The 23,982-nt window shown below is 74.6% G+C and carries 28 protein-coding genes; 8 read left to right on the forward strand and 20 right to left on the reverse strand.

The genetic code is table 11. The features are described 5' to 3' along the window. Positions 1-55 precede the first annotated feature (55 nt). The 7 genes from OO48_RS07345 to OO48_RS07375 all read right to left on the reverse strand — a co-directional run bounded on the left by OO48_RS07345 (position 56) and on the right by OO48_RS07375 (position 6,815). Positions 56-1,558, reverse strand: coding sequence for a DoxX family membrane protein (locus tag OO48_RS07345; RefSeq protein ID WP_245194546.1), 1,503 nt, complete (start codon positions 1,556-1,558; stop codon positions 56-58). 294 nt (positions 1,559-1,852) lie between these two features. Beyond that, the gene (gene rlmB, locus OO48_RS07350; protein WP_033213565.1) at positions 1,853-2,845 is read right to left on the reverse strand and encodes a 23S rRNA (guanosine(2251)-2'-O)-methyltransferase RlmB; all 993 of its coding nucleotides are present in this window, start codon (positions 2,843-2,845) and stop codon (positions 1,853-1,855) included. 93 nt (positions 2,846-2,938) lie between these two features. Next, positions 2,939-4,333 carry a cysteine--tRNA ligase gene (cysS, locus tag OO48_RS07355; RefSeq protein WP_033213566.1) on the reverse strand — a complete coding sequence of 465 codons (1,395 nt, stop codon included), beginning with the start codon at positions 4,331-4,333 and terminating at the stop codon, positions 2,939-2,941. A gap of 90 nt (positions 4,334-4,423) precedes the next feature. Further along, positions 4,424-4,819 carry a PPOX class F420-dependent oxidoreductase gene (locus OO48_RS07360; RefSeq protein WP_033213567.1) on the reverse strand — a complete coding sequence of 132 codons (396 nt, stop codon included), beginning with the start codon at positions 4,817-4,819 and terminating at the stop codon, positions 4,424-4,426. Between the two features lie 44 nt (positions 4,820-4,863). Then, on the reverse strand, positions 4,864-5,361 hold the full coding sequence (ispF, locus tag OO48_RS07365) for a 2-C-methyl-D-erythritol 2,4-cyclodiphosphate synthase (RefSeq protein WP_033213568.1): 498 nt from the start codon (positions 5,359-5,361) through the stop codon (positions 4,864-4,866). Continuing rightward, positions 5,351-6,106 (reverse strand): 2-C-methyl-D-erythritol 4-phosphate cytidylyltransferase, encoded by a 756-nt coding sequence (gene ispD / locus OO48_RS07370; protein WP_051731863.1) that lies wholly within the window; start codon positions 6,104-6,106, stop codon positions 5,351-5,353. The genes ispF and ispD overlap by 11 nt, the downstream gene beginning before the upstream one ends. A 226-nt stretch (positions 6,107-6,332) precedes the next feature. Continuing rightward, positions 6,333-6,815, reverse strand: coding sequence for a CarD family transcriptional regulator (locus OO48_RS07375; RefSeq protein ID WP_014136563.1), 483 nt, complete (start codon positions 6,813-6,815; stop codon positions 6,333-6,335). 375 nt (positions 6,816-7,190) lie between these two features. Between OO48_RS07375 and OO48_RS07380 the strand changes: the two genes are divergently transcribed. Next, the gene (locus OO48_RS07380; RefSeq protein ID WP_033213569.1) at positions 7,191-7,892 is read left to right on the forward strand and encodes a hypothetical protein; all 702 of its coding nucleotides are present in this window, start codon (positions 7,191-7,193) and stop codon (positions 7,890-7,892) included. Between the two features lie 102 nt (positions 7,893-7,994). On the opposite strand, the gene phoP is transcribed toward OO48_RS07380, so the two are convergent. Together phoP and phoR are read right to left on the reverse strand one after the other, a co-directional pair. Beyond that, complete coding sequence (gene phoP / locus OO48_RS07385; RefSeq protein WP_033213570.1) at positions 7,995-8,687, reverse strand: two-component system response regulator PhoP; 693 nt, start codon at positions 8,685-8,687, stop codon at positions 7,995-7,997. Then, positions 8,684-9,958 carry a two-component system sensor histidine kinase PhoR gene (gene phoR / locus OO48_RS07390; protein ID WP_033213571.1) on the reverse strand — a complete coding sequence of 425 codons (1,275 nt, stop codon included), beginning with the start codon at positions 9,956-9,958 and terminating at the stop codon, positions 8,684-8,686. The genes phoP and phoR overlap by 4 nt, the downstream gene beginning before the upstream one ends. A 284-nt stretch (positions 9,959-10,242) precedes the next feature. On the opposite strand from phoR, the gene phoU reads away from it, so the two are divergent. Further along, positions 10,243-10,917 carry a phosphate signaling complex protein PhoU gene (phoU, locus tag OO48_RS07395; protein WP_033213572.1) on the forward strand — a complete coding sequence of 225 codons (675 nt, stop codon included), beginning with the start codon at positions 10,243-10,245 and terminating at the stop codon, positions 10,915-10,917. A gap of 152 nt (positions 10,918-11,069) precedes the next feature. Beyond that, on the forward strand, positions 11,070-11,249 hold the full coding sequence (locus OO48_RS07400; protein ID WP_033213573.1) for a hypothetical protein: 180 nt from the start codon (positions 11,070-11,072) through the stop codon (positions 11,247-11,249). 76 nt (positions 11,250-11,325) lie between these two features. Here OO48_RS07400 and OO48_RS07405 read toward each other — a convergent pair whose 3' ends face one another. Together OO48_RS07405 and OO48_RS07410 are read right to left on the reverse strand one after the other, a co-directional pair. Then, on the reverse strand, positions 11,326-11,916 hold the full coding sequence (locus OO48_RS07405) for a lytic polysaccharide monooxygenase auxiliary activity family 9 protein (RefSeq protein ID WP_033213574.1): 591 nt from the start codon (positions 11,914-11,916) through the stop codon (positions 11,326-11,328). 274 nt (positions 11,917-12,190) lie between these two features. Continuing rightward, a complete protein-coding gene (locus tag OO48_RS07410) occupies positions 12,191-12,949 on the reverse strand; it encodes a phosphoglyceromutase (protein ID WP_030908130.1) in 759 nt (252 codons plus the stop codon). Between the two features lie 159 nt (positions 12,950-13,108). Between OO48_RS07410 and OO48_RS34325 the strand changes: the two genes are divergently transcribed. Further along, entirely contained in the window at positions 13,109-14,365 is a 1,257-nt protein-coding gene (locus OO48_RS34325; RefSeq protein WP_051731845.1) for an MDR family MFS transporter, read from the forward strand. A gap of 30 nt (positions 14,366-14,395) precedes the next feature. Here the strand turns inward: OO48_RS34325 and OO48_RS34925 are convergent, their stop codons facing one another. The 3 genes from OO48_RS34925 to mshA all read right to left on the reverse strand — a co-directional run bounded on the left by OO48_RS34925 (position 14,396) and on the right by mshA (position 16,907). Beyond that, on the reverse strand, positions 14,396-14,893 hold the full coding sequence (locus OO48_RS34925; protein WP_051731846.1) for an SLATT domain-containing protein: 498 nt from the start codon (positions 14,891-14,893) through the stop codon (positions 14,396-14,398). A gap of 31 nt (positions 14,894-14,924) precedes the next feature. Continuing rightward, positions 14,925-15,443 (reverse strand): type III secretion system chaperone family protein, encoded by a 519-nt coding sequence (locus OO48_RS07425; protein WP_051731847.1) that lies wholly within the window; start codon positions 15,441-15,443, stop codon positions 14,925-14,927. A gap of 123 nt (positions 15,444-15,566) precedes the next feature. Further along, on the reverse strand, positions 15,567-16,907 hold the full coding sequence (mshA, locus tag OO48_RS07430; protein ID WP_033213575.1) for a D-inositol-3-phosphate glycosyltransferase: 1,341 nt from the start codon (positions 16,905-16,907) through the stop codon (positions 15,567-15,569). A gap of 175 nt (positions 16,908-17,082) precedes the next feature. Here mshA and OO48_RS07435 point away from each other — a divergent pair, with 175 nt between their 5' ends. Then, positions 17,083-17,907: a class I SAM-dependent methyltransferase gene (locus OO48_RS07435; RefSeq protein ID WP_033213576.1), complete on the forward strand. Its 825-nt coding sequence runs from the start codon at positions 17,083-17,085 to the stop codon at positions 17,905-17,907. Between the two features lie 169 nt (positions 17,908-18,076). On the opposite strand, the gene OO48_RS07440 is transcribed toward OO48_RS07435, so the two are convergent. Continuing rightward, the gene (locus OO48_RS07440; protein ID WP_033213577.1) at positions 18,077-18,613 is read right to left on the reverse strand and encodes an O-acetyl-ADP-ribose deacetylase; all 537 of its coding nucleotides are present in this window, start codon (positions 18,611-18,613) and stop codon (positions 18,077-18,079) included. A gap of 227 nt (positions 18,614-18,840) precedes the next feature. On the opposite strand from OO48_RS07440, the gene OO48_RS07445 reads away from it, so the two are divergent. Then, a complete protein-coding gene (locus OO48_RS07445; protein WP_033213578.1) occupies positions 18,841-20,298 on the forward strand; it encodes a PP2C family protein-serine/threonine phosphatase in 1,458 nt (485 codons plus the stop codon). A 73-nt stretch (positions 20,299-20,371) separates the two neighbouring features. Here the strand turns inward: OO48_RS07445 and OO48_RS07450 are convergent, their stop codons facing one another. From OO48_RS07450 to OO48_RS07465, 4 genes are all read right to left on the reverse strand, one after another. Then, a complete protein-coding gene (locus tag OO48_RS07450; RefSeq protein WP_033213636.1) occupies positions 20,372-20,698 on the reverse strand; it encodes a DUF2516 family protein in 327 nt (108 codons plus the stop codon). Between the two features lie 97 nt (positions 20,699-20,795). Next, positions 20,796-21,350, reverse strand: coding sequence for a hypothetical protein (locus tag OO48_RS07455; RefSeq protein ID WP_033213579.1), 555 nt, complete (start codon positions 21,348-21,350; stop codon positions 20,796-20,798). A 103-nt stretch (positions 21,351-21,453) separates the two neighbouring features. After that, complete coding sequence (locus tag OO48_RS07460; RefSeq protein ID WP_033213580.1) at positions 21,454-21,822, reverse strand: helix-turn-helix domain-containing protein; 369 nt, start codon at positions 21,820-21,822, stop codon at positions 21,454-21,456. Then, positions 21,810-22,181 carry a hypothetical protein gene (locus tag OO48_RS07465; RefSeq protein WP_033213581.1) on the reverse strand — a complete coding sequence of 124 codons (372 nt, stop codon included), beginning with the start codon at positions 22,179-22,181 and terminating at the stop codon, positions 21,810-21,812. The genes OO48_RS07460 and OO48_RS07465 overlap by 13 nt, the downstream gene beginning before the upstream one ends. Positions 22,182-22,304: 123 nt before the next feature. On the opposite strand from OO48_RS07465, the gene OO48_RS07470 reads away from it, so the two are divergent. Next, the gene (locus OO48_RS07470) at positions 22,305-22,919 is read left to right on the forward strand and encodes an HAD family hydrolase (RefSeq protein WP_033213582.1); all 615 of its coding nucleotides are present in this window, start codon (positions 22,305-22,307) and stop codon (positions 22,917-22,919) included. Between the two features lie 55 nt (positions 22,920-22,974). Further along, on the forward strand, positions 22,975-23,799 hold the full coding sequence (locus tag OO48_RS07475) for an alpha/beta fold hydrolase (RefSeq protein ID WP_033213583.1): 825 nt from the start codon (positions 22,975-22,977) through the stop codon (positions 23,797-23,799). A 23-nt stretch (positions 23,800-23,822) separates the two neighbouring features. On the opposite strand, the gene OO48_RS38110 is transcribed toward OO48_RS07475, so the two are convergent. Next, the gene (locus tag OO48_RS38110) at positions 23,823-23,978 is read right to left on the reverse strand and encodes a hypothetical protein (RefSeq protein WP_157845394.1); all 156 of its coding nucleotides are present in this window, start codon (positions 23,976-23,978) and stop codon (positions 23,823-23,825) included. Positions 23,979-23,982: the final 4 nt, after the last annotated feature.

A 23,982-nucleotide genomic window follows, 5' to 3' on the forward strand; every position in this document is an offset into this window, starting at 1 on the left:
GACGTGGAGTCCGGGGCGGGGCCCTCGCGCGGCCTCGCGGTCGGCGTCGCGGCTGTCAGGCGGTGCCGGCCGCCCGCTGCGGGCTCATGCCGAGCTCCAGCAGCGGCGGGCCGCTGCCCAGCAGGCCGCCGATCACGCCGTGCGTGGGCTGCGTGGTGCGCGGGGTGCCCGCGGGGGCGCCGCCGCTGCCGGTGCCGCCCGCCGAGCCGCCGTTGCCGCTGCCGGAGCCGCTGCTCGAACCGGAGGTGCCGGAGCCGGCACCGGAGCCGCCGCCGGAACGCGGGGTCGACGCGGGGCCGCTGGTCGAAGCCCCGCCGGACTGCTTGGCCTTGGAGCCGCTGCGGCTGGGCGAGGGGGAGGGCGAGGCCGGGGCCTTGCTCGGGGTGGGGCTCGGCGAGTGCGAGGGGGTGGGGGTCGGCGACGGCGAGGGGCTGTTGCTCGGCCAGACCGGGGAGCCGTAGTCGGTGGGCGGCTTGGCCGGCGCCCTGGTGTCGCCGGTGCGGACCGCCGCACCGAGCAGCGAGCCGGACAGCATGGTCAGGCCGATCACGACCGCGGTGACCACGCCGCGCCGGCGCAGCATCCGCCGCCGGACGGCGCCGGGCTCGGTGGGCCCGTACCGGCGGAACGCCTCCAGGGCGATCCGGCCGTCCAGCGAGGCGAACGGGGCGCCGGCGATCAGCAGCGGGCTCCAGGCCGCGAGGAAGATCAGGTCGGGGGTGTCGTAGACCGGCACCGCCTTCCAGCTCACGGTGAACAGCAGCGCGGCGGACAGCGCCATCGCAGTGGCGGCCGCCAGCCGCTGCCACAGGCCCAGGACGGACAGCACGCCCACCACGATCTCCAGGAAGGAGACCGCGAGCCCGGCGCCCACCGGGTGGGCCATCGCGAGGTCCAGCAGCGGCTGGGCGACCTTCCACGGGTGCAGCGAGGACAGCCAGCGCATCATCGAGCCGCGCTCGCCGCCGTCGAAGTACACCGGGTCGCACAGCTTGCTGAACCCGGCGTACACCGACAGCGAGCCGAGCAGGACGCGCAGCGGCAGCAGCACCAGGCCGAGGTCGACCCGGCGGCCGGGGTACCAGGCGTGCTTGGAGCCCTCGCTGAGCGACGGCACCTCGGGCAGTTCACCCTCCGGCCGCCAGTCGCGGCCGGCCCCGATCCGGACGGTGTCGTCCAGCAGCCCGGGGACGCCGGCGTGCGGGACCTCCCCGGAGCCGGTCGAGCCGCCGGCGGGCCCGTACTGCCGCGGGACGCCCTGCAGCTGCTGGGTGTCGTCGCCCGCGAAGCCCTTGGCGGGTGCGGGCACGGTGGTCAGCCGGACGGCTTCCAGCAGCTGGGTCGCGGCGGTGTCGCCGGGCCCGGCCTGGCCGCTCCAGGCGGTGACCACCCGGGCCTTGCGGCGGGGCGCCGCGCCGGTGACCGAGGCGGCGGTGATCCCGGCCAGCGCGGGCACCGACGACGCGGGCACCACGACCTGCGGGGTGACGGTGGGGCGGACGCCGCTGCGCAGGCCGTACGGGTCACCGAAGGCGGCACCGCCCGGGGCGTCGATCATCGGGGCCACCGGGGCGGAGAGCCTGACCCGGAAACTGGCCTGGGTGCTGCTGAGCCTCGACGGGTCGGACGGCACCCGGACCGTGTTGAGGACCGGTCCGTCGTCTATCCCCGCGGGGCGCTGCCCGAGGCGCAGAGGTGTTCTGGTGTCCACACCCCTCTAACCGGGTGACGGGCCCCGAGGACACTCTCCCGGGTGGATTCCGGGAGAGGATTTGAAGTGATCATGGGAAAACCGACCGGGCCCGACCGGACCCGACCGGTTCCCCCACGAAAACGACGCGGTGGCTCGCGGTCAGCGCTTGGCGCGCAGCCGGGCGGCCTCGTACAGCACGACGCCGGCGGCCACGCCGGCGTTCAGCGACTCGGTCTGTCCGGGCATCGGGATCCGCACCAGCAGGTCGCAGGTCTCCGACACCAGCCGGGACAGGCCCTTGCCCTCGGAGCCGGCCACGATCACCACGGGGCCGGTCAGCGCGTCCAGGTCGCCGATCTCGGCCTCGCCGTCGGCGGCCAGGCCGACCACCATCAGGCCGGCCTTCTGGTACGCCTCCAGCGCGCGGGTCAGGTTGGTGGCGCGCGCCACGGGCAGGCGCGCCGCCGCGCCGGAGGAGGTCTTCCAGGCGCCCGCGGTCATGCCGGCCGCCCGGCGCTCCGGGATCACCACGCCGTGCGCGCCGAACGCGGCGGCCGAGCGGACCACGGCGCCGAGGTTGCGGGAGTCGGTGACGCCGTCCAGCGCGACGATCAGCGCGTCCTGCCCGGAGTCTGCGGCGCCCTCCAGCAGGTCCTCGGGGTGCGCGTACTCGTACGGCGGGACCTGCAGCACCAGGCCCTGGTGGTTGAGGCCGCCGGTCATCTGGTCCAGCTGCGGGCGCGGGGCCTCCATCAGCGGGATGCCGCGCTCGTTGGCGGCCTGGAAGGCGTCCCGGACGCGGTCGTCGGTGTCGATGAACTGCTGCACGTACAGCGCGGTCGCCGGGACGCCGCCCTGCAGCGCCTCGACCACCGAGTTGCGGCCCACCACCAGCTCGGCCGCGCCCGCGCCGCCGCGGCCGCTGCGGTTGGCCGCGCCGGAGCGGCGCATGCCCGCGCGGGACTTCGCGTCGCGCTCGCGCTTGAGCGCGGCGTTGGCGGCGCGCTGCTTGGGGTGCCCCTTGCGGGCCTCGCCGGGCGGGGTCGGGCCCTTGCCCTGGAGCGCCTTCCGGCTGTGGCCGCCGGTACCGACACTCGCGCCCTTCTTCGATCCGGCGTTGCGTCGGTTCCTGCGCTGGCTGTTGCCGGCCATGGCTGTACTTCCTGTCTCTGCGTCTGCTTCGTGCGTCGGGGCCGCACCCATACAAAGGTACGGCCCCTGCGCGCCCCGGAGGGCTACTGGCTGTTACTGGTTGATCGTCCAGCGGGGGCCGGACGGGGTGTCCTCGATCGCCAGCCCGGCGTCGCCGAGCCGGTCGCGGATCGCGTCGGCGGTGGCGAAGTCCTTGCGGGCGCGGGCGGCCTGGCGCTGGTCGAGGACCAGCCTGACCAGCGCGTCGACCACGCCGGTCAGCTCCTCGCCCTGGCCGCCGCCCTCGGCCCACTGCTCGTCCAGCGGGTCGAGGCCGAGCACGCCGAGCATCGCCCGGACCTCGGCCAGCCGGGCCGCGGTCGACTCCTTGTCGTCCGCGCCGAGCGCGCTGTTGCCCTGCCGGACGGCGGTATGCACCACGGCGAGCGCCTGCGGGACGCCCAGGTCGTCGTCCATCGCCTCGGCGAAGGCCGGCGGCACCTCGGGCGCCGCGTCGACCGGGCCGCAGCGCTCCACGGCCCGCTCGATGAAGCCCTCGATCCGGCTGAACCCGGTCTCGGCCTCGCGCAGCGACTCCTCGCTGTACTCGATCATCGAGCGGTAGTGCGGGCCGGCCAGGTAGTAGCGCAGCACGATCGGGCGCCAGCGCTTGACCATCTCGGAGACCAGCACCGAGTTGCCCAGCGACTTGGACATCTTCTCGCCGGCCAGCGTCACCCAGGCGTTGTGCACCCAGAAGTTGGCGAACTCGTCGCCGAACGCCCGGGACTGGGCGATCTCGTTCTCGTGGTGCGGGAAGATCAGGTCGAGCCCGCCGCCGTGGATGTCGAAGGCCGCGCCGAGGTACTTGTGCGCCATCGCCGAGCACTCCAGGTGCCAGCCCGGGCGGCCGCGGCCCCAGGGCGTCTCCCAGCTCGGCTCGCCGGGCTTGGCGGCCTTCCACATCGCGAAGTCGCGCGGGTCGCGCTTGCCGGTCTCGTTGTCGCCGGAGGGCTGCCGCAGGTTCTCCAGCTCCTGGTTGGAGAGCGCCAGGTACTCCGGGAAGGTGGTGACCGCGAAGTACACGTTCCCGTCGGCGGCGTACGCGTGGCCGCGCTCGATCAGGCCGCGCATCATCTCGATCATCTCCGGCACGTGCCCGGTGGCGCGCGGCTCGACGCTCGGCGGCAGGCACCCGAGGACGGTGTAACCCTCGTTGAAGGCGCGCTCGTTGGCGTACGCGATCTTCCACCAGTCGGTGGACTGCTCGCGCCCCTTGGCGATCACCTTGTCGTCGATGTCGGTGACGTTGCGGACGAACGTGACGTCGTAGCCGCGGTGGCGGAACCAGCGCTGCATCACGTCGAAGTTGAGGCCGGAGCGGATGTGCCCGATGTGCGGCGGTGCCTGGACCGTGGCACCGCACAGGTAGATCGAGACACAGCCCGGCACCAGCGGGACGAAGTCGCGTACCTGGCGGGTCATGGTGTCGTACAGGCGAAGGCTCACAGCGTCCAGGGTAGTGGGCGGCGGGGGGTGCCCCGCCACCTTCCGGCGCTTTGGCGTGCCCTCGTCCGAACCCTTTTCCGGGGCCCGCGCTCAGAGGTTGTTGCCGACCACCTTGCGCGGGCTCAGCCGGACCACCACCCGGACGTCGTCCGGGCCGTCGAAGCCGTAGTCCTCGCCCCGGTACTTGTGCGACAGCTCGTCGATCAGCTCCCGGCCGCCCTCGGTGGTCATGGCGACCTCGCCGCGGGCCTCGAAGTAGGTGTAGGGGTTGTCCGCCGGGTTGACCAGCAGGCTGATCCGCGGGTCGCGCACCAGGTTGAGGTGCTTGCGGCGGCCCTGCACGGTGGAGAACAGGATGTCCTCCCCGTCCCGCTTCACCCAGACCACGGACGACTGCGGGCTGCCGTCGGGCTGCACCGTGGACACCACGGCGTAGCTCTTCGCGTCCAGCAGTTCCTTGACCTTGTCGCTGAGCTCGACGCCCATCTCTCCTCCTGTGACCGGTTCTTGACGTTTTGTCAGAACTCAGGCTAGGCGGTGGGCCGTTCGTAGACCAGCGCCGTGGCGATCGCGGCGAGTCCCTCCGCCCGGCCGGTCAGGCCGAGGCCGTCGGTGGTGGTGCCGGAGACCGAGACCGGGGCGCCGACCGCTTCCGACAGCGCGGCCTGGGCCTCGGCCCGGCGCTTGCCGACCTTCGGGCGGACGCCGATCACCTGGACGGAGACGTTGCCGATCTCGAACCCGGCCGCGCGCACCAGCCGGGCGGCCTCGGCGAGCAGCGCCACCCCGGCCGCGGCCGCCCACTCGGGGCGGGAGGTGCCGAAGTGCGCGCCCAGGTCGCCGATGCCGGCCGCGGAGAACAGCGCGTCGCAGGCGGCGTGCGCGGCCACGTCGGCGTCCGAGTGGCCGGCCAGGCCGGTCTCGCCGGGCCAGTCCAGGCCGGCCACCCGCAGCGGGCGGCCCTCCTCGAAGGCGTGCACGTCGGTGCCGATGCCGACGCGGGGGACGATCGGGCGGTCAGTAGCCATCGGTGGCCCTCCGGCGGGCGAGCACGGCCTCGGCGAGCACGAGGTCCAGCGGGCGGGTGACCTTGAACGCCTCCTCGTGGCCGGGCACCACGACCACCCGGCCGCCGAAGCGCTCGATCAGCCCGGCGTCGTCGGTCACCTCGGCGCCCTCGGCGAGCGCCCGCTCGTGCGCGGCGGCCAGCACGGGCAGGTCGAAGCCCTGCGGGGTCTGCACCGCGCGCAGGGTGGAGCGGTCGGGCGTGTCCAGCACCGGCTCCGGGCCGGACGGCTGCGGCTCGACGCGCTTGACGGTGTCGGCCAGCGGCACCGCGGGCACCACCGCCTCCGCTCCGGCGCGGACGGCGGCGGCCACCGCGTCCACCACCTCGACCGGCACCAGCGGGCGGGCCGCGTCGTGCACCAGCACCACCCGGGTGCCGTCGGGGACGGCGGCCAGGCCGAGGCGCACCGACTCCTGCCGGCTCGCGCCGCCCGGCACCACCCGGACGTCCTTGCCGTCCAGGCCGTGGCTGTCCAGCAGCGAGACCACCTCGGCCACGCCGTCCGGCGGGGCGCACACCACCACCAGGCCGACCGCCCGGCTGCGGGCCAGCGCCCGCACGGCGTGCACCAGCAGCGGCACGCCGCCGAGTTCGCGCAGCGCCTTGGGGGCGCCGGGGCCGAGTCGCTCGCCGCGCCCGGCGGCCGGGACGACCGCTGCCGCGAGCTGTGCTGAGGCGTTCAGGTTTGGCTCCTCGGTAGTGATGGGTATGGCCCGTGCCGAGCGCGGATGACGCGAGCGGGCAGGCCCCCTTCCTGACTGCACGTTAGTGGAACCGCGCCCGCCGCTGCGCCATGCCACCGACCCCTTCCGGGCATGGCGAAGCGCCCGAGGTGCCGTTGGGCACCACCGGGCGCTGCGTCAAACCTGACTCGGCGTCAGACCCGACTCGGCCCGCTGCGGGGCCGGGAGATCGGGGGGCGCCGGGAGATCAGGAGGCGAGGACCTCGTCGAGCAGCGTCTCGGCCTTGTCCTCGTTGGTGTTCTCGGCGAGCGCCAGCTCGCTCACCAGGATCTGCCGGGCCTTCGCCAGCATCCGCTTCTCGCCGGCGGACAGGCCGCGCTCGCGCTCGCGGCGCCACAGGTCGCGGACGACCTCCGCGACCTTGATCACGTCACCGGATGCGAGCTTCTCGAGGTTCGCCTTGTAGCGGCGAGACCAGTTGGTGGGCTCTTCGGTGTACGGCGCCCGCAGCACCTCGAAGACGCGGTCCAGACCTTCCTGGCCCACCACGTCGCGGACGCCGACGAACTCGGCGTTCTCCGCGGGAACGCGAAGCGTCAGATCTCCCTGCTGCACCTTCAGCACCAGGTAGGTCTTGTCCACACCTTTGATCTGGCGAGTTTCGATGGCCTCGATCAGCGCAGCCCCGTGATGGGGGTAGACCACCGTGTCGCCAACCTTGAACGTCATGTGACAGGACCCCTTCCGTGGCTTTCCAGAATAACACGCTTTTCGGCTGACTCGAAGGGCGTTTTCGCAGGTCAGGGCGGGTTCCAGGGCTTGACAACCACCCCCGTCGCATGCTGCGACCGGTGTTCGAAGCGGGCTTCCCGCAGGTCGGAGGCGGTCTGACCGCGCGACGAAACCTCTGGTCACCGCTCGGAAACCATGATTGGATCTTGAGTTTTTGCCCCCGGCGCGCCGCGCGCCCCGGATCGTGATCCGACCGCGACACGGGGCCACCCCGTGAGAGCCGGATATGTGTGGTCGGTAGTCTGACCCTCGACCACCGACCCTGATCCGTTTTCCGCTGGATCATCCCCCCATCAAGGAGAAGTCGCCGCCGTGAGCCGGAGCCTTCGACGCGGCGCTGTCGCCGCCATCGTCCTCGCCGCGATCGTCCCGCTGGCCGCCTGCGCCGCGGGCAACGACGCGAGCACGCTGCAGATCAAGCCGGACAACGCGGCGACGGCGATCGGTACCGACGTCAAGCTCAACAACATCGTCGTGGTCACCCCGAAGGGCACCGCCGGCTCGTACTCGGGGGCGGCGAACCTCACGGTCAACGTCGCCAACACCGGCACCGAGGACGAGGTCCTGACCTCGGTGAAGATCGGCGACGCCGCCGCGAAGCTGACCGACGAGAGCGGCGCCACCGTCCCGGGCATCACGCTCGAGCCCGGCCAGTCCGTGCTGCTCGGCGCCGAGGGCGGCCCGACCGCCTCGATCGCGACCTCGACCCTGTCGGTCGGCGGCTACGCCAAGACCACCTTCACCTTCAAGAACGCCGGCGAGGTCTCCGCCCAGGCCAACGTGCAGCCCGCCGACGGCCTGTACGAGGGCTTCGGCCCGCAGAAGGCCTCCCCGTCCGCCGCGGCCTCGCCGAGCGCCGGCGCCTCCGGCTCGGCCTCCCCCGGCGCGAGCGGCTCGCCGTCGGCCGGCGCCACCGCCAGCGGTTCGGCCTCCTCCTCGGCCTCGGCCGGCGCCACCGCCAGCGGCTCGGCCGGCGGATCGGCCAGCCCGTCCGGCTCCGCCTCCGCCCAGTAGGCGGCGGACGGCACCAGCGGCACCAAGGGAAGGGCCCCGCCGAGGCGGGGCCCTTCCCTTGGTGCCGCGGTCCGGAGCGCCGAGGCGCTCCGGCGGGTCGGCCTACGGCTCGAACTTGTAGCCCAGGCCGCGGACGGTGACCAGGTAGCGCGGGGCGCCCGGGTCCGGCTCGATCTTCGCCCGCAGGCGCTTGACGTGGACGTCCAGGGTCTTGGTGTCGCCGACGTAGTCCGCGCCCCAGACCCGGTCGATCAGCTGCATCCGGGTCAGCACCCGGCCCGCGTTGCGCAGCAGCATCTCCAGCAGGTCGAACTCCTTGAGCGGCAGGTCGACCTTGGCGCCGTCCACCGTCACCACGTGCCGGTCGACGTCCATCCGGACCGGTCCGGCCTCCAGCGCGCCCGGGGTGGTCGCGCCGTCGCCGCCGCCGTCCTCGCCGCGGCGGCGGAGCACCGCGCGGATCCGGGCGACCAGCTCGCGGGTGGAGTACGGCTTGGTGACGTAGTCGTCGGCTCCTATCTCCAGGCCGACCACCTTGTCGATCTCGCTGTCCTTGGCGGTGACCATGATCACCGGGACGTTGGAGCGGACCCGCAGCTGGCGGCAGACCTCGGTGCCGGGCAGGCCGGGCAGCATCAGGTCGAGCAGGACGAGGTCGGCTCCGTTGCGCTCGAACTGCTCCAGCGCGTCGGGCCCGGTGGCGGCGACCGCCACCTCGAAGCCCTCCTTGCGGAGCATGTACGACAGGGCGTCGCTGAACGACTCCTCGTCCTCGACCACCAGTACTCGGGTCACGATCGGGCCTCCGGGGCAGGAAGTGTGGTTGCTGCGTGGTTTTCGCGGTCCTCGGCCGGGGCCTGCCCGGCGGGGAGCCGCAGAGTGAAGGTGGAGCCCTGGCCCTCGACGCTCCACACCGACACGGTGCCGCGGTGCGAGGCGGCGACGTGCTTGACGATGGACAGGCCGAGGCCGGTGCCACCGGTGAGGCGGGAGCGGGCGGGGTCCACCCGGTAGAAGCGTTCGAAGATCCGCTCGCGGTCCTTCTCCGAGATGCCGATGCCCTGGTCGGTCACCGAGATCTCGATCAGCTCGCCGTCCGCCTCGCCCAGCGCCGCGGCGCTGGAGATCCGGCGGGTGGCGATGGCGACCCTGGTGCGCGGCGGGCTGTAGTTGACCGCGTTCTCCACCAGGTTGCCGAGTGCGGCGGCCAGCTGGCCGCGGTTGCCGACCAGGTACAGGCCGGTGGTGCCGCCCGCCGCGATGACGATCTGCTTGGCCGCGGCGGTCTGCCGGCAGCGGTCGACCGCCTCGGCGATCAGCTCGTCCACCGAGACCGGCTCCGGGTCGACCTTGAGCTGGTCGTCCTGGACCCGGGACAGGTCGATGATCTCCTGCACCAGGCTGGCCAGCCGGGTGGCCTCCACCTGCATCCGGCCGGCGAAGCGCTGCACCGCCTCCGGGTCGTCGGAGGCGTCCGCGACGGCCTCGGACAGCAGCGAGAGCGCGCCGACCGGGGTCTTCAGCTCGTGCGAGACGTTCGCCACGAAGTCGCGGCGGATCGCCTCGATCCGGCGGCGCTCGGTGCGGTCCTCGACCAGCACCAGCACCAGCCGGGAGCCCAGCGGGGCGACCCGGACCGAGACCGCCAGCGGCTCGGCGGTGCGGGCCGAGGCGCCGGGGCGGGTCAGCTCCAGCTCGATCTGCCGGATCTCGCCGTCCCTCCGGGTGGAGCGGGCCAGCGACAGCATCGGGTCCACGGCCACCTTGCCGCCGCGGACCAGGCCCATCGCGTAGGCGGCGGAGGAGGCCTTGACCACCTCGTCGCCCTCGTCGAGCACGATCGCGCAGGAGCGGAGCACCGAGAGCACGGTGTCCACGCCCGGGGGCAGGGCCGGCTCCTGCTCCGGCTCCGTCGTTGCGCCGTTCCTGCCGGTCCTGCCGGTCCTGCCGCCGTTCCGGTCCCGCGCCTGCTCGCGTTCGCTCCAGCGGAAGGCGATGGAGGCGGTGAGGCCGACACCGAGCCCGGCTATGGCGCAGGCAGCGGCGGCGGCCACGTTCACGTCCATGCCAGTCAGCGTAAATGGTGCCCGGGCGCACTCCGTAAGGGTGCGATCAAGGCATCGGCCTGGCGTTGCCGAGAATTCACCTTCAGGCTCCCGCCGGTTCACCGCAGCGGCCGTGGGAGGTCGCCCGAACGGATCAGTCTGGGCCGGGCAAGCCCGTGCGGGCGGTGACGCGGCTACCATTCGCGCCACCAGCAGCGGCCGCCCGTGCCTCCCGCCCTCCGGCGGGCCGGTCGGGGCGTCCGGTCGGCACCGCCACCGACACCGGTACTGGAGGAGAAGAGCGCATGCGCGACGCGTACCACGAGGAACTCGACTCGATCAGCGACAGCCTGGTCGAGATGGCCCGCCTGGTCGGCTCGGCCGTGGGTCGGGCCACCACCGCCCTGCTGGACGCGGACCTCGAACTGGCGGAGAGCGTGATCGCCGCCGACGAGAAGATCAACGGCCTGCACCACGCCCTGGAGAACCGGGCCATCGACCTGCTGGCCCGCCAGCAGCCGGTCGCCACCGACCTGCGGATCGTGGTCACCTCGCTGCGGATGAGCGCCGACCTGGAGCGCTGCGGCGACCTGGCCCGGCACGTCGCCAAGGTGGCGCGGCTGCGCTACCCCGAGACCGCCGTCCCGAACGACCTGCACCCGATCCTGCTGGAGATGGGGCAGCTCGCCCAGCGGCTGGTCGCCAAGGCCGGCCTGGTGATCGCCACCAAGGACGTCGACAAGGCGCTGGAGCTGGAGGCCGACGACGACGCCATCGACGCCCTGCACCGCGAGCTGTTCTCGCACCTGCTGGACGACCGCTGGCACCACGGCATCGAGACCGCGGTGGACGTCACCCTGGTCGGCCGCTACTACGAGCGCTTCGCCGACCACGCGGTCTCGGTCGCCAAGCGCGTGGTGTACCTGGTCACCGGCGAGCACGTGGACGACTTCGTGGCCACCGCGGAGCCGGCCCAGTAGCCGTTCCCGCGCGGCCCGGCGAGGGGGCGCACGGGGGCCGGTCCGCCAGCCCCCGCGCGCCCGTTGACGCGTCGTCGACCGACGGGTTTCACTCGAAGGGACGGGCGTTCCCCCCGGGCCGCCCGGCTCCGCCCGGACGAGGAGGCAGCGCCATGAAGACGACCGGCACCCCGAACACTCCCCCGCCCGCCCCGACCGCCCCGGTCGCGGCCCGGCTCCTGCCGGTCCTCGCCGCGGGCTGCGGCTGCGGCCCGGGCTGCGGCTGCGGCTGCCAGTCCGGCTCGCCCTGCCAGTGCGGCGGTGCGAGCGGCGGCTGCTGCGGCGGCCACTGAACCCCGCGCGCGTACGGCAGGACGGCCGGGCGCCCCCTCTGGAAGGGTGCCTGGCCGTCCGCCTGCTCCGGGGGCGTCAGGAGAAGTTGACGTCCATGCACTGGTAGAACGCGTTGCCGGTGTCCGCGATGTCCCAGACCGCCAGGATCACCTGGTGGCCGGTCAGCCCGGAGGGCAGCGTCCCGGTGTGGCTGAGCGTGGCCGGGGGCTGCTTGCCGCCCATCGGCACGGTCAGGAACGGGGTCAGGTTCAGGTTCGACCTGGTGATCTTGGTGGTGGCGTCGTAGCCCGGCTTGGTGAGGAAGTACCGGAACGACGTGGTGGCGTGCCGCGCCTCGATGCTCCAGGTCAGCGTCAGCTGCTGCCCGGCGGTCACCTTGGTGGTCGGCCACGCCCCGCTGCGCGGGTTGTCCAGCGGCGCCCAGCGCGAGTCGCCGCCCGCGCACAGCGTGCCGTCGGCCGGGCCCGAGTTCGGGAAGCCCTTGGGGCCCTCGACGCTCTGCGGCTCCCACTGGATCTGCCCGCAGTTCTTGACCACGCCCGCCCCGCACAGTCCGGCGCGGCTGGGCGGCGTGGTGATGTAGCCGTGCGAACTGGCCGGGACGGCGGTGGCCAGGACCGCCGCGGCGGCGGCGACGCCGACCGCCAGGATGTTGCGCTTGCGCATGGTGCTCCTCCGTGGGGGTGGATGGAGTACACGACCGCGGGCACGCGGAAGGGGCCGCGTGGGGGGCGACCAAGATTGTCATGCCCGCGCCGACAGTGCTCCCACGCTAGGAGAACCCGCCGCGCCCCGTCAATGGTCTGAACCATTCTCACCCGTGAACCACTCTTCGCCACCCGCGGGTTGGCACCGCGTCGGAACACGGAACAGCCCCCTGGGCCGGGGCGTCGTTGCGCCGGGCAGGGGGCTGAGAGGTGTGGGCGAGGGCGAGTGGGTGTTACTTCTTGCCCTGGTTCTTCACGGCCTCGATGGCGGCCGCGGCGGCCTCCGGGTCGAGGTAGCGGCCACCGGGGGTGACCGGCTTGAAGTCGGCGTCGAGCTCGTAGACGAGCGGGATGCCGGTGGGGATGTTGAGGCCGGCGATGGCCTCGTCGGAGATGCCGTCGAGGTGCTTGACCAGGGCGCGCAGGCTGTTGCCGTGGGCGGTGACCAGGACGGTGCTGCCCGCCGCGAGGTCCGGCACGATGGCGTCGTACCAGTAGGGGAGCATCCGCTCGACGACGTCCTTGAGGCACTCGGTGTTCGGGCGCAGCTCGGACGGGATCTCGGCGTAGCGGGCGTCGCCGGCCTGGGAGTACTCGGCGTCGTCGGCGAGGGCCGGCGGCGGGGTGTCGTAGGAGCGGCGCCAGAGCTGGAACTGCTCCTCGCCGAACTCGGCGAGGGTCTGGGCCTTGTCCTTGCCCTGGAGGGCGCCGTAGTGGCGCTCGTTCAGGCGCCAGCTGCGGCGGACCGGGATCCAGTGGCGGTCGGCCTTGTCGAGGGCGATCTGCGAGGTGCGGATGGCGCGGCGCAGCAGCGAGGTGTGCAGCACGTCCGGCAGCAGGCCCTCGGCGAGCAGGAGCTCGCCGCCGCGGGCGGCCTCCTTCTCGCCCTTCTCGTTGAGGTCGACGTCGACCCAACCGGTGAACAGGTTCTTCTGGTTCCACTGGCTCTCGCCGTGGCGGAGCAGGATCAAGCGATAGGTCGTGTCAGCCATGGGGCCAAGCCTAGTGGAGGGGCAAATCCGGTCGCTCGGGTGTCCATGCGAGTTGTAACGTTCGCTCATCGGTTTCGACTCTTACCGTTCCACCCGTCCGCGGGCGGCCGCCCCACCCTGCCCGCGGCCGCTCCGGGCCGTACCGCCCGGGAGCCACCCATGCCCCTCCTCCCCCGCCTGGCCGCCGAAGCACGCAGAGCGGGCGGCGGGCTCCCGCGCCGGTTCTGGTGGCTGTGGACGTCCACCCTGGTGAACCGCCTCGGCGGCTTCGTGGTGACCTTCCTGTCCATGTACCTCACCCACGAGCGCGGCTACTCGGCGTCGTACGCGGGCCTGGTGGCCTCGCTGTTCGGACTCGGCTCGGCGGTGGCCGCGATCGGCGCCGGGGTGCTCACCGACCGGCTGGGGCGGCGGCCGACCCTGCTGGCGGCGCAGCTGGCCACGGCGCTGTCCACGGCGGTCCTCGGGTTCACCGACGGGCCGGTGGCGATCGCCGCGGTGGCCTTCCTGGTGGGCCTGGCGAGCAACGCGTCCCGTCCGGCGGTGAGTGCGATGATCGCCGACCTGGTGCCCGCCGCCGACCGGGTCCGGGCGTACGCGCTGAACTACTGGGCGATCAACATCGGCTTCGGCGCGTCCGCCGCGGTGGCCGGACTGATCGCCGTGCACGGCTACCTGACGCTGTTCCTGCTGGACGCGCTGACCACGCTGCTGTGCGCGGTGGTGGTGTTCGTGAAGGTCCCCGAGACGCGGCCGGAGGCCGCTCCGGTCGCCGCGGAGGAACCGGGGGTCGGGCTGGGCGCGGTCTTCCGGGACGGCCCGTTCATGGCCGTGGTCGGGGTGAACCTGCTGCTGGCGCTGGTCGTCCAGCAGGGCTCCACCACCCTGCCGGTGGACATGGGGCAGCACGGCCTCTCGGCCGCCGGGTTCGGCCTGGTGATCAGCCTGAACGGGGCGCTGATCGTGCTCCTCCAGCTGCCGCTGACCCGGCTGATGGAGAACCGCGACCGCACCGCCCTGCTGGTGGCCGGCGCGCTGCTCACCGGCTGGGGCTTCGGCCTCACCGCGCCGGCCGGCTCCTCCGCCGCCCTGTACGCGCTGGCGGTGGCGGTCTGGACGGTCGGCGAGATCGTCACCTCCCCGACCATGATGGCCCTGGTCGCCGAACACTCCCCGGCCCGGGCCCGCGGCCGCTACCAGGGCGTCTACTCGCTCTCCTGGTCGCTGGCCTCGTTCATCGGCCCGCTCGGCGGCGGCCTGCTCCTGCAGTACGCGGGCGGTTGGGCGCTGTGGGGCGGCTGCGCGGCGGCGGGCACCCTGGCCGCGGTCGCCTTCGTCGCGATCGGCCGCCGCCGGCCCCGCCCGCCGGTGGTCGGCGGGACGGCCGTCGCGGCGCCGGTCGAGGCGGCGGCCTGAGCTCCGCGCCCGGTCGGCCCGGTCGGCCGGTCAGGAGGTCGCGCCGCCGACCTCGCTCTGCCGCAGCCGGACCCAGGAGTCGTGGTCGTCCTCCAGGACCGCCTGGTACTCGTCGATCAGCGGCGCCAGCCGGGACGGCTCCGGCACCGCCCCGCCGTGCTCGGCCTTCAGCAGGCCGAGGCGGCGGCGCAGCGAGTTGAGCCGGTGCACGGTGTCGGAGCGCTGGATCCACAGCGTGCGGTAGCCGAAGAACGCCGCCCACGCGGCCAGTACGGTGACCAGCGCGCCGGAGACCAGCGCCACGTCCGCCAGCCGGTCGGCCAGCGGCTCGCCGACCTTCAGGCCCAGCAGCACGGTGACCAGCGCGGACAGGCTGACGGTGGCCAGCTGGAGGGTCAGCGCCCGGCGCCGGTCCCAGTCGCGGCGGCGCCGGCGCTCCTTCAGCTCGGCCTCGAGCTCGGCCTCCAGCCAGGCCAACTTCCTCTGGGCGGCGGCGGATTCGGCGGATCCGGCGTGTTCGGTGTCCATGGTTCCCTCCCCGGCGGGGAGGATACCGGGCTCAGGCCCCGGCGGGAGGGGTCTTGTCGTTCGCCAGGTGCGCGAAGGCCGCCAGGTTGCGGGTGGACTCGCCGCGCTTGGTGCGCCACTCCCACTCGCGGCGGATCGCGGTGGCGAACCCCAGCTCCAGCAGGGTGTCGAACGGCTCGTCGGCGTTCTCCAGCACGCTGCCCAGCAGCCGGTCCACCGCGTCGGGCGTCAGCGCCTCCAGCGGCAGCCGGCCCACCAGGTAGACGTCGCCGAGCCGGTCGACCGCGTACGCCACCCCGAACATCCGGGTGTTGCGCTCCAGCAGCCAGCGGTGGAACGCCTCGTGGTTCTCGTCCGGCCGCCGGATCACGAACGCGTTCACCGAGAGCGTGTGGTCGCCGACCCGCAGCGCGCAGGCGGTGGAGAGCTTGCGCGTCCCGGGGAGCGCGGCGACCACCGTGTACGGGTCGGCGGCGGCCGGCTCCCAGGCGACACCCGCCTGGTCGAGCGCGGCGCGCAGGAGGGTCAGTGCGTCGTCCTTGGCAGCCATGGACCCCACGCTAGCCTCCCGGTCGGCGGGCCCGCGTGCCCAGGGCCCGGGAGAGCGGTGCGCGCCCGTCCGCCGACGGCCCCCCGCGCTCCCGGCGCGCTCCCCTTCGCGGGCCGGAGGGTTTCAGGCCCGGGCGGTGGACATCGCCCCCGTGTAGACCTCGGCGGTGGCTCCGGCGGCGGTGAGCCAGCCGAAGGCGGCGGCGTGGCGGGCGGCGGCGGCGCCGCGGACGGGGGTGAGGGAGGGGTCGGTGACGTAGGGGTGGAGGGCGCGGGCCCAGGCGTCGGGGTCGTGGCCGGGGACGAGGGTGCCGGTGCGGCCGTCCTGGACGGCGACCGGGAGGCCGCCGACGGCGGCGGCGACCACCGGGGTGCCGCAGGCCTGGGCCTCCAGGGCGACCAGGCCGAAGGACTCGCTGTGGGAGGGCATCACCAGGGCGGTGGCGGCCCGGTACCAGTCCGCGAGGCTGCGCTGGTCGACCGGGGGGTGGAAGCGGACCACGTCGCCGATGCCGAGCTGGGCGGCGAGCTTGTGCAGGCTCTCGGGGCGGGCCAGGCCGGTGCCGGAGGGGCCGCCGACGACCGGGACCACCAGGCGTTCGCGCAGGCCGGGGTGCCGGTCGAGCAGCCGGGCGACCGCCTTGAGCAGCACGTCCGGCGCCTTGAGCGGCTGTATTCGGCCGGCGAACAGCAGCACCGCGGCGCCCTGCGGGAGGCCGAGCCGGGCGCGGGCGGCGGCGCGGTCGCCGGGGCGGAACACGTCCAGGTTGACGCCGGGGTGGACGACGGCGAGCTGGTCGGGGCGGGCGGCGTAGTGGTGGGCCAGCTCGGCGGCCTCTTCCGCGGTGTTGGCGATCAGCCGGTCGGCCGCGCCGACCACCTGGGTCTCGCCGATCACCCGGGCGGCGGGCTCGGGGGTATCGCCCTCGGCGAGGGCGGCGTTCTTGACCTTGGCCATGGTGTGCATGGTGTGCACCAGCGGGACGCCCCAGCGCTCGGCGGCCAGCCAGCCGACCTGGCCGGACAGCCAGTAGTGCGAGTGCACCAGGTCGTAGTAGCCGGGGCGGTGGCCGGCCTCGGTGCGCAGCACGCCGTGCGTGAAGGCGCACAGCTGGGCCGGCAGGTCCTCCTTGAAGAGGCCCTCGTACGGGCCGGCGGTGACGTGCCGGACGAGGACGCCGGGGGCGAGCTCGACGGCGGGGGCGTCGTCCGAGCTGACCGCGCGGGTGAAGACCTCGACCTCGATGTCCAGCTCGGCGAGGCGCTTGGCCAGCTCCACGATGTACACGTTCATGCCGCCGGCGTCTCCCGTGCCGGGCTGGTGCAGCGGCGAGGTGTGGACGCTCAGCATCGCGATCCGGCGCGGACGGCGGGCGGGCCCGGCGAACGCGGCGGGGGCCACGGGGGCGGCGGGGGCGGCCCGCCGCGGCTCCCGGCGGGGCGTGCGGACGAGGTGCTGGGTCACCTGCGGAGCCTCCCTGTGCGCCGGCCGTCTGGACTGCTGTTCTCGTGCCGCCGCCCGCGGCCGGCGGCAGCGGGCGGACGGACTTCAGCCAGGGCAACGGGGCGGCGCGTCGGCGTATTCCCGCCGGCGGACGCGGTGCCGGTGCGGGGGGAACCGCTGCGTACGCTTGGTGACCATGGCAGCGAGCGACACCCCGTCGTCCCGGGGCCGGTCGGGCCGGCCGGTGGGGACGATCACCCGGGGCACCACCAACACCAACCGGCTGCGGCGGATGGACCGGTGGATCGCGCACGCCGCGGGCCGGGCGCTGCGGGCCCCGGCGGCCCCGCCGGTCGCGGTGGACCTGGGCTACGGGGCGGCGCCGTGGACGGCGGTGGAGCTGTCGGCGCGGCTGCGGGCGGTGCGGGCGGACGTCCGGGTGGTCGGGATCGAGATCGACCCGGCCCGGGTGGCGGCGGCGCTGCCGATGGCCGAGCCGCCGCTGCTGGAGTTCCGCCGGGGCGGGTTCGAGGTGCCGCTGGACGGCGGGGCGCGGGCCCAGCTGATCCGGGCGGCGAACGTGCTGCGGCAGTACGACGAGGACCAGGTGGCCGAGGTGTGGGCCCGGCTGTGCGGGCGGCTGGCGCCGGACGGCCTGCTGGTGGAGGGCACCTGCGACGAGGTGGGCCGGCGGCACGTCTGGGTGGCGCTCGGCCCGGAGGGGCCGCGGACGGTGACCTTCGCGGCCCGGCTGGCGGGGCTGGAGCGGCCGTCCGACCTGGCGGAGCGGCTGCCGAAGGCGCTGATCCACCACAACGTGCCGGGGCGGCCGGTGCACTCCTTCCTGCGCGACTTCGACCGGGCCTGGGCGGCGGCCGCGCCGCTGGGGGCGTTCGGGGCGCGGCAGCGCTGGGCGGCGGCCTGCGCGTCGCTGGCGGCGGACTGGCCGCTGCGGGACGGGCCGAACCGGCGGCGGCAGGGCGAACTGACGGTGGACTGGGCCGCGCTGGCGCCGCGCTGAGGCCCGGGGACCCGCCGCTCGACCGCCCCCTCGGCCGCCCCCCGACCACCCGTTCGACAGTTCACTCGAACGAGTTATCGATTTCCTCTGGCGTGTTGACGCCCCGTCACGCCACCATGGAGCCGTTCGGGTGGTTGCCGGCGCGGCCTCCTGAGCACCCGTCAGCCCGCTAGCCCGTCAGCCCCTCGATCTCGCTCCGCACCCGTTCGAACGCCGCGTACGCGTCGGCGCCGAACAGCACGAACCGCACCTCGTCCAGGTCCGGGGCCTCCGCGGCCACGGCCTCCAGGGCGATCCGGGCCGCGTCCTCCAGCGGCCAACCGAAGATCCCGGCCGAGATCGCCGGGAAGGCCACCGTCCGCGCCCCCAGCCCGGCCGCGACCCGAAGGGACTCCCGATAACAGGAAGCCAGTAGCTCCGCGCGCTCCCGGTGATCCTCCGCCCGGTACACCGGGCCGACGGTGTGGACCACCCAGCGGGCCGGCAGCCGCCCCGCCGTGGTCGCCACGGCCCGGCCGGTCGGCAGGCCCTCGCCGTAGTGCGAGGCGCGCAGTTCGCGGCACTCGGCCAGGATCTCCGGTCCGCCCCCGCGGTGGATCGCCCCGTCCACCCCGCCGCCGCCCAGCAGGGAACTGTTGGCGGCGTTCACCACCACGTCCACCCGCTGTTCCGTGATGTCACCCTGCACCAGCGTGATCTGCGTCACCGCTGCTCACCTCCGGTCGATTCCGGTCCACCAGTGGCGGGAACCTGCGCAAACCCTAGGCAAAGCCGCCACCAGGCGCGTGGCAATAACCACATCGGCGCCGCCCAGTCGAAGAAATCCTCGGAGATCACGTTATGGTCGCGGGAAGCCCCCCGATGCCCGGTGCCACCCGGGCACTGCGGACGGAAACCAGCCGTTGGTCCGTCGGGGAAAGGAAGGACCGACCGATGCCCGCTACGGGAGACGGGCGGGCACCCGACGCGACCATGAGCGCCGGTACCGCCGAACGCAGCCGCGGCCGCCATGCCCACGCCGCTCAGCGCCCCGGCCAGAGCGCCGGCCCGGCGCCGATACCGCATCCCCGCAGCACCCCCGGCGGCACCGAGCCCACCCGCCCCGCCGCGGGCTTCCGGGTGCTGGTGGTCGAGGCCGACGGCCCCGGGCACGCCCTGTTCGACTCGCTGGCCGCCGAATTGGGGCAGGACGTCGAACTGCACCGGGTGGACGGCATCCCGGAGGCCCTCGCCGCACTGCCGCCGACGCCCGGCAGCGGCCGCCGCGGGCAGCGCGCCCCCGACTTCCAGTGCGTCCTGCTCGACCTCGGCACGCCCGGCGAGCCCGGCGGTCCGTCCGGCGGCCTGTCCGACGACCCGTCCGGTGACCCGTCCGACGGGCTGGACGGGCTGCGCGAGCTGCTGCTGCGCGCCCCGCACACCGCCGTGGTGGTGCTCACCGACGCCGCCGGGGCCGAGCTCGGCGCCGCCGCGGTCGCCGCCGGCGCCCAGGACTTCCTGCTCCGGCAGGACACCGGCGGCCCGCTGCTGGCCCGCGCCCTGCGCTACGCGGTGGAGCGCAAGCGCGCCGACGAGTCGCAGCGCCGCCTGGTCGAGGCCGAGATCCGCGGCCAGGAGAACGCCCGGCTCCAGCGCCACCTGCTGCCCACCCCGCTGCTGGACGGCGCCGGCCTGTCCTTCACCCGCCGCTACCGCCCCGGCCGCCGCCGCGCCCTGCTCGGCGGCGACTTCTACGACGCCGTCCGCACCAAGGACGGCCGGGTGCACGTGGTGATCGGCGACGTCTGCGGCCACGGCCCGGACGAGGCCGCGCTCGGCGTCGCGCTGCGGATAGCGTGGCGGACGCTGGTGTTCGCCGGGCTGACCGGCCAGCACCTGCTCACCACCCTGCAGCACGTGCTGGAGCACGAGCGCCGCAGCGACGAGATCTTCGCGACCCTGTGCATGGTCGTGCTGGACGCCCCGGCCGAGGGCGGCGGCCCCGAGTCCGCCGAGCTGTACCTGGCCGGGCACCCCGCACCGCTGCTGCTCGGCCCCGAGGGCCCGCCCGTCCTGCTCCCGCTCGACCAGGCCGGCCCGGCCCTCGGCCTGCTCCCCTGCGACGCGACGCACTCGGTCTGGCCCGCCCTGCGGGTCGAACTCTCCCCCGGCTGGCGGCTGCTGATGTACACCGACGGCCTGGTCGAGGGCAAGGTCGGGGCGGGCTCGCCCCGGCTGGGCCAGGAGGGCCTGATCGAGCTGATCGCCGACCACCAGGCCGCCGGGCTGACGCGCGGGCGGCTGGTCGACTCCGCGATCGCCGAGGTCGAGGAGCTGAACGGCGGCGCGCTCACCGACGACGTCGCGGTGCTGCTGCTGGAGCGCAACCCGTCCCCGGTGATCATGGGCTGAGCGGCCCCGGCCCGCTGCCGCGAACGCCGGAAGGGCGGCCCCCCGCGCGGGGGCCGCCCTTCCTGTCGTCACGTCACCAGGGACCGTACGGGCCCTGGTTGCTGCGCCCGCCGCGGCCGTCGGTGAGCAGCTTGATCGCGGGGCGGACGTCCACCACGTAGACGATCGAGGCGACCAGGCCGACCAGCGTCATCAGGCCGGTGATCGGGTTGGCGCCGAACAGCAGGTCCCAGAGCAGCGAGAGGCTCAGGACGATCACCCAGAAGCCCTTGGTCTTCTTGTCGGCCGCCCGGTACGCGTCCTCCCGGCGGAACAGGGCGTCGCCCAGCGCGAACACCTTGAAGCAGATGATCGCGGTGGCGATCCACCAGAACGGGTTCAAGAGGGCGACGTTCAGGATCACCTTGAGCTCCTCACTCTTTCCTCCATCCTGGCACGGCCGTCGCCCCAGTCAACGGCCGACGGCGGCGCGGCGTTCCGGCCGGTCCCCGCGCCGCTCACTCCGCCTTCGGCGCGCTGCTCTTCCGGGCCCGGGGGGCCTTCTTGGCGGCCGGCTTCGACGCGGCGGGCTCCTCGTCCACCACGACCTCTTCCAGCACGACCTCTTCGACCACCGCTTCGGCCCCGGTCTCGTCCCCGGCGGCCGGCTCGGCGTCCTTCGAGGCCGCGGCCTCGGCGTTGGCGGCGTCGACCACGGTGCGGCCGCGGACGGCCAGCTCGTCGTAGACCTCCTTGGCCTTCACCGCGAACTCCAGCGCCCGGCCGACCTGCTGCATCGCGAACTCCTGCGCCTTGGCCTGGAGTTCCTTCACGTCGGTGGGCAGCGCGGCGACCGCCTCGGTGACCTTGGCCTGCGCGTCGGCCAGCGCGGCGCCCGCGTCCTGCAGGGCGGCGGCGGCCTTCTCCTGGGTGCCCTTGCGGTCGGCGGCCAGCGCCTCCAGCTGGGCGGGCACCTCGCGGAGCTTCTCGTACGCGAGGTCGCCGGCGCCGGCCAGGGCGTACAGCGGGGTCGGGTCGGTGAGCGTCTTCTTGAACTCGTCGCTGATCGGCATGTCGGGTCCTCCCGGTCGGGAGCCGCCGCGCGGTCGGGTCGCGCGGGGCTCGGTCACGCTGCTCTGGTCGTTTCGGGTCTGGTTCGTTCTTCGCGCCGGCGGGTCACGCGGGCCCGGCCGGGCGGGCCGCCTGGTTCTCCTTCAGGAAAGCCTCGTACACCGACAGCAGGGCCTGCTTCTGCCGCTCGTTGATCAGCGGATCGGCCAGGATCGCGGCCCGCAGCCCCGGCCCCTCCCCGTCCCGCTCCTCCAGGATCCCGGCCTGCACGTAGAGCGTCTCCGCCGAGATCCGCAGCGCCTTGGCGATCTGCTGGAGGATCTCCGCGCTGGGCTTGCGCAGCCCGCGCTCGATCTGGCTCAGGTACGGATTGGACACCCCGGCGACCTCGGCCAGCTGCCGCAGCGAGTACTGCGCGCTCCGCCGCTGCTCCCGGATGTACTCGCCGAGCGAGCCCACGTTCAGTGACGCCATACGGGCAGTCTGCCCCGCCGTGCTTGCAATTGCAAGCAGCCTGCTAGCGCCCGCGAGCCACCCGCCCCCGGACGCGCGCCGGGCCCCTGGGGTTCGTCCGGGGCGCCGGTGGCGGTGAGGTGGGGGCCGAGGGCGAGGCGGCCGGGGGCGGGGTCGGGGGTGTCGGGGGTGGCGGTGGCGGCGGTGGCGGCGCCGAACAGGGCGAGGGTGTTGTCGTCCCACACGTCCGCCGGCCGGTGGATCTCGGCGCGGTCGAACTCCCGCGCTTCGGCGGCCAGTTCGGCGATCCGACCGATCGAGGCGTCGAGCAGGGCCGCGAACGCGAGCAGCGTGCGCGGGTGCCGGGGGCGGAAGGGCACGGGGGTGATCGTGCCCGGCCGGTCGGGCGGTCGCCATCCGGAGAAGTACGGTGGGGACGGCGAACTGCCGCCGCCGGGGCGGGACTTCACCGGCGGGACGGACGGGCCGGGAGGGCTGGCGGGATGGCGGAGCGGCGGGTCGGGGCGGTGCTGTGCGACCTGGACGGGGTGCTGCGGATCTGGGCGGACCTGGCGGACGTCGACCTGGCGCACGGGTTCGCGCCCGGCACGGTCGCCGGGGCGGCGTTCCGGCCGGAGCGGCTGCTGCCCGTGGTGACCGGGCTGGTCGGGGACGGGGAGTGGCGGGCCCTGGTGGCCGGGGACCTGGCGGCGGGGTGCGGGTCGGTGGAGCGGGCGCGGGCGGCGGTGGCGGCCTGGGGGCGGCAGCCGTCCCGGGTGGACCGGGAGGTGCTGGCGCTGCTCGCGGAGGCCCGCCGGAGCGTGCCGGTGGTGCTGGTCTCCAACGGGACCGACCGGCTGGAGTCCGACCTGGCGGCGCTCGGACTGGACGCCGCGGTCGACGCGGTGGTCAACTCCGCCCGGGTCGGGGCGGCCAAGCCGGACCCCCGGATCTACCTCGCCGCCGCCGAACGGGCCGGGACGCCGGTGGAACGCTGCCTGTTCGTCGACGACACCGCCGGGCACGTCGCGGCCGCGGCGGCGCTCGGCATGCACGGCCACCACCACCGCGGGGCGGACGGGCTGCGCGCGGCGCTCGACGGCCACGGCCTGCTCTGACCGCCCCGTGGAATCACCTGCCGCACCGGGCCGGGGCGTGCCACCATCCGGGGCCATGACGATCTTCCACGGGTACGACGGAACCGCCCTCCACTACGAGCGACTCGGCGACGGCGCACCCCTGGTGGCGATCCCCGGCGGCCCGGGCATGGACGCCCGCTACCTCGGCACCCTCGGCGGGCTGGACGCCCGCCGGGGGCTGGTCCGGTTCGACCCGCGGGGCTGCGGCCGCTCGGCGGCGCCCGCCGACAGGTCGAGCTGCGCGTTCTCCGCCCAGGCCGCGGACGTGGAGGCCCTGCGGGAGCACCTCGGGGCGGAGCGCGTCGACCTGCTCGGCCACTCGGCGGGGGCGCTCACCGCGCAACGCTACGCCGCTCGGTTCCCGCACCGGGTGCGGTCGCTGGTGCTGGTCACCCCGGTCGGACGGGCGGCCAGGGAGCCCGACCCGGCGGAGCTCGCCGCCGTCCGGGCCGCGCGCGCGGCGGAGCCCTGGTACCCGGACGCGGCCGAGGCCGACGCCCTGCTGGCCGCCGGTGCGGGCGACCCGGCGGAGCTGGTCCGGCGGATCACGCCGTTCTTCTGGGGCAGTTGGGACGAGCGGGCCCGCGCGGCGGCGTTCGCCCCGGGGTCGGCGCCGGTCGCGCCCTGGATGCGGGAGGCGTTCTACGCGGGCTCCGGCGAGGGGCGGCCGGTGGCGGCGCCGGTGCTGGTGGTCGCCGGTGAGCGGGACGGGATGATCGGCACCGCCCCCGCGCGGCTGGTCGCGGCCCTCCACCCGGACTCCCGCCTCGCCGTGCTGCCGGGAGTGGGCCACCGGCCGTGGGTGGAGGACCCGGACGGGTTCGCCGCGCTGGTGGGGGAATTCCTCGACCGCGCGTGAGAGCGGGGCCCTCCGCGGGAGCCCTATTCGGTCAGGTGCCGGTAGAGCGGGGCGAGGAGGGCCGCCAGGTCGGGAGCGAGTTCGGGGAGGGCGGGGGCGGGCGGGTCGGGGGGTGCGGGGCGGAGGGTGAACTCGCCCTGCCAGAAGGTGTCGAGGCACTGGTCGATCGGCTGGTCCACGGTG

This window comes from Kitasatospora phosalacinea, assembly GCF_000716545.1.
Taxonomy (GTDB): domain Bacteria; phylum Actinomycetota; class Actinomycetes; order Streptomycetales; family Streptomycetaceae; genus Kitasatospora; species Kitasatospora phosalacinea.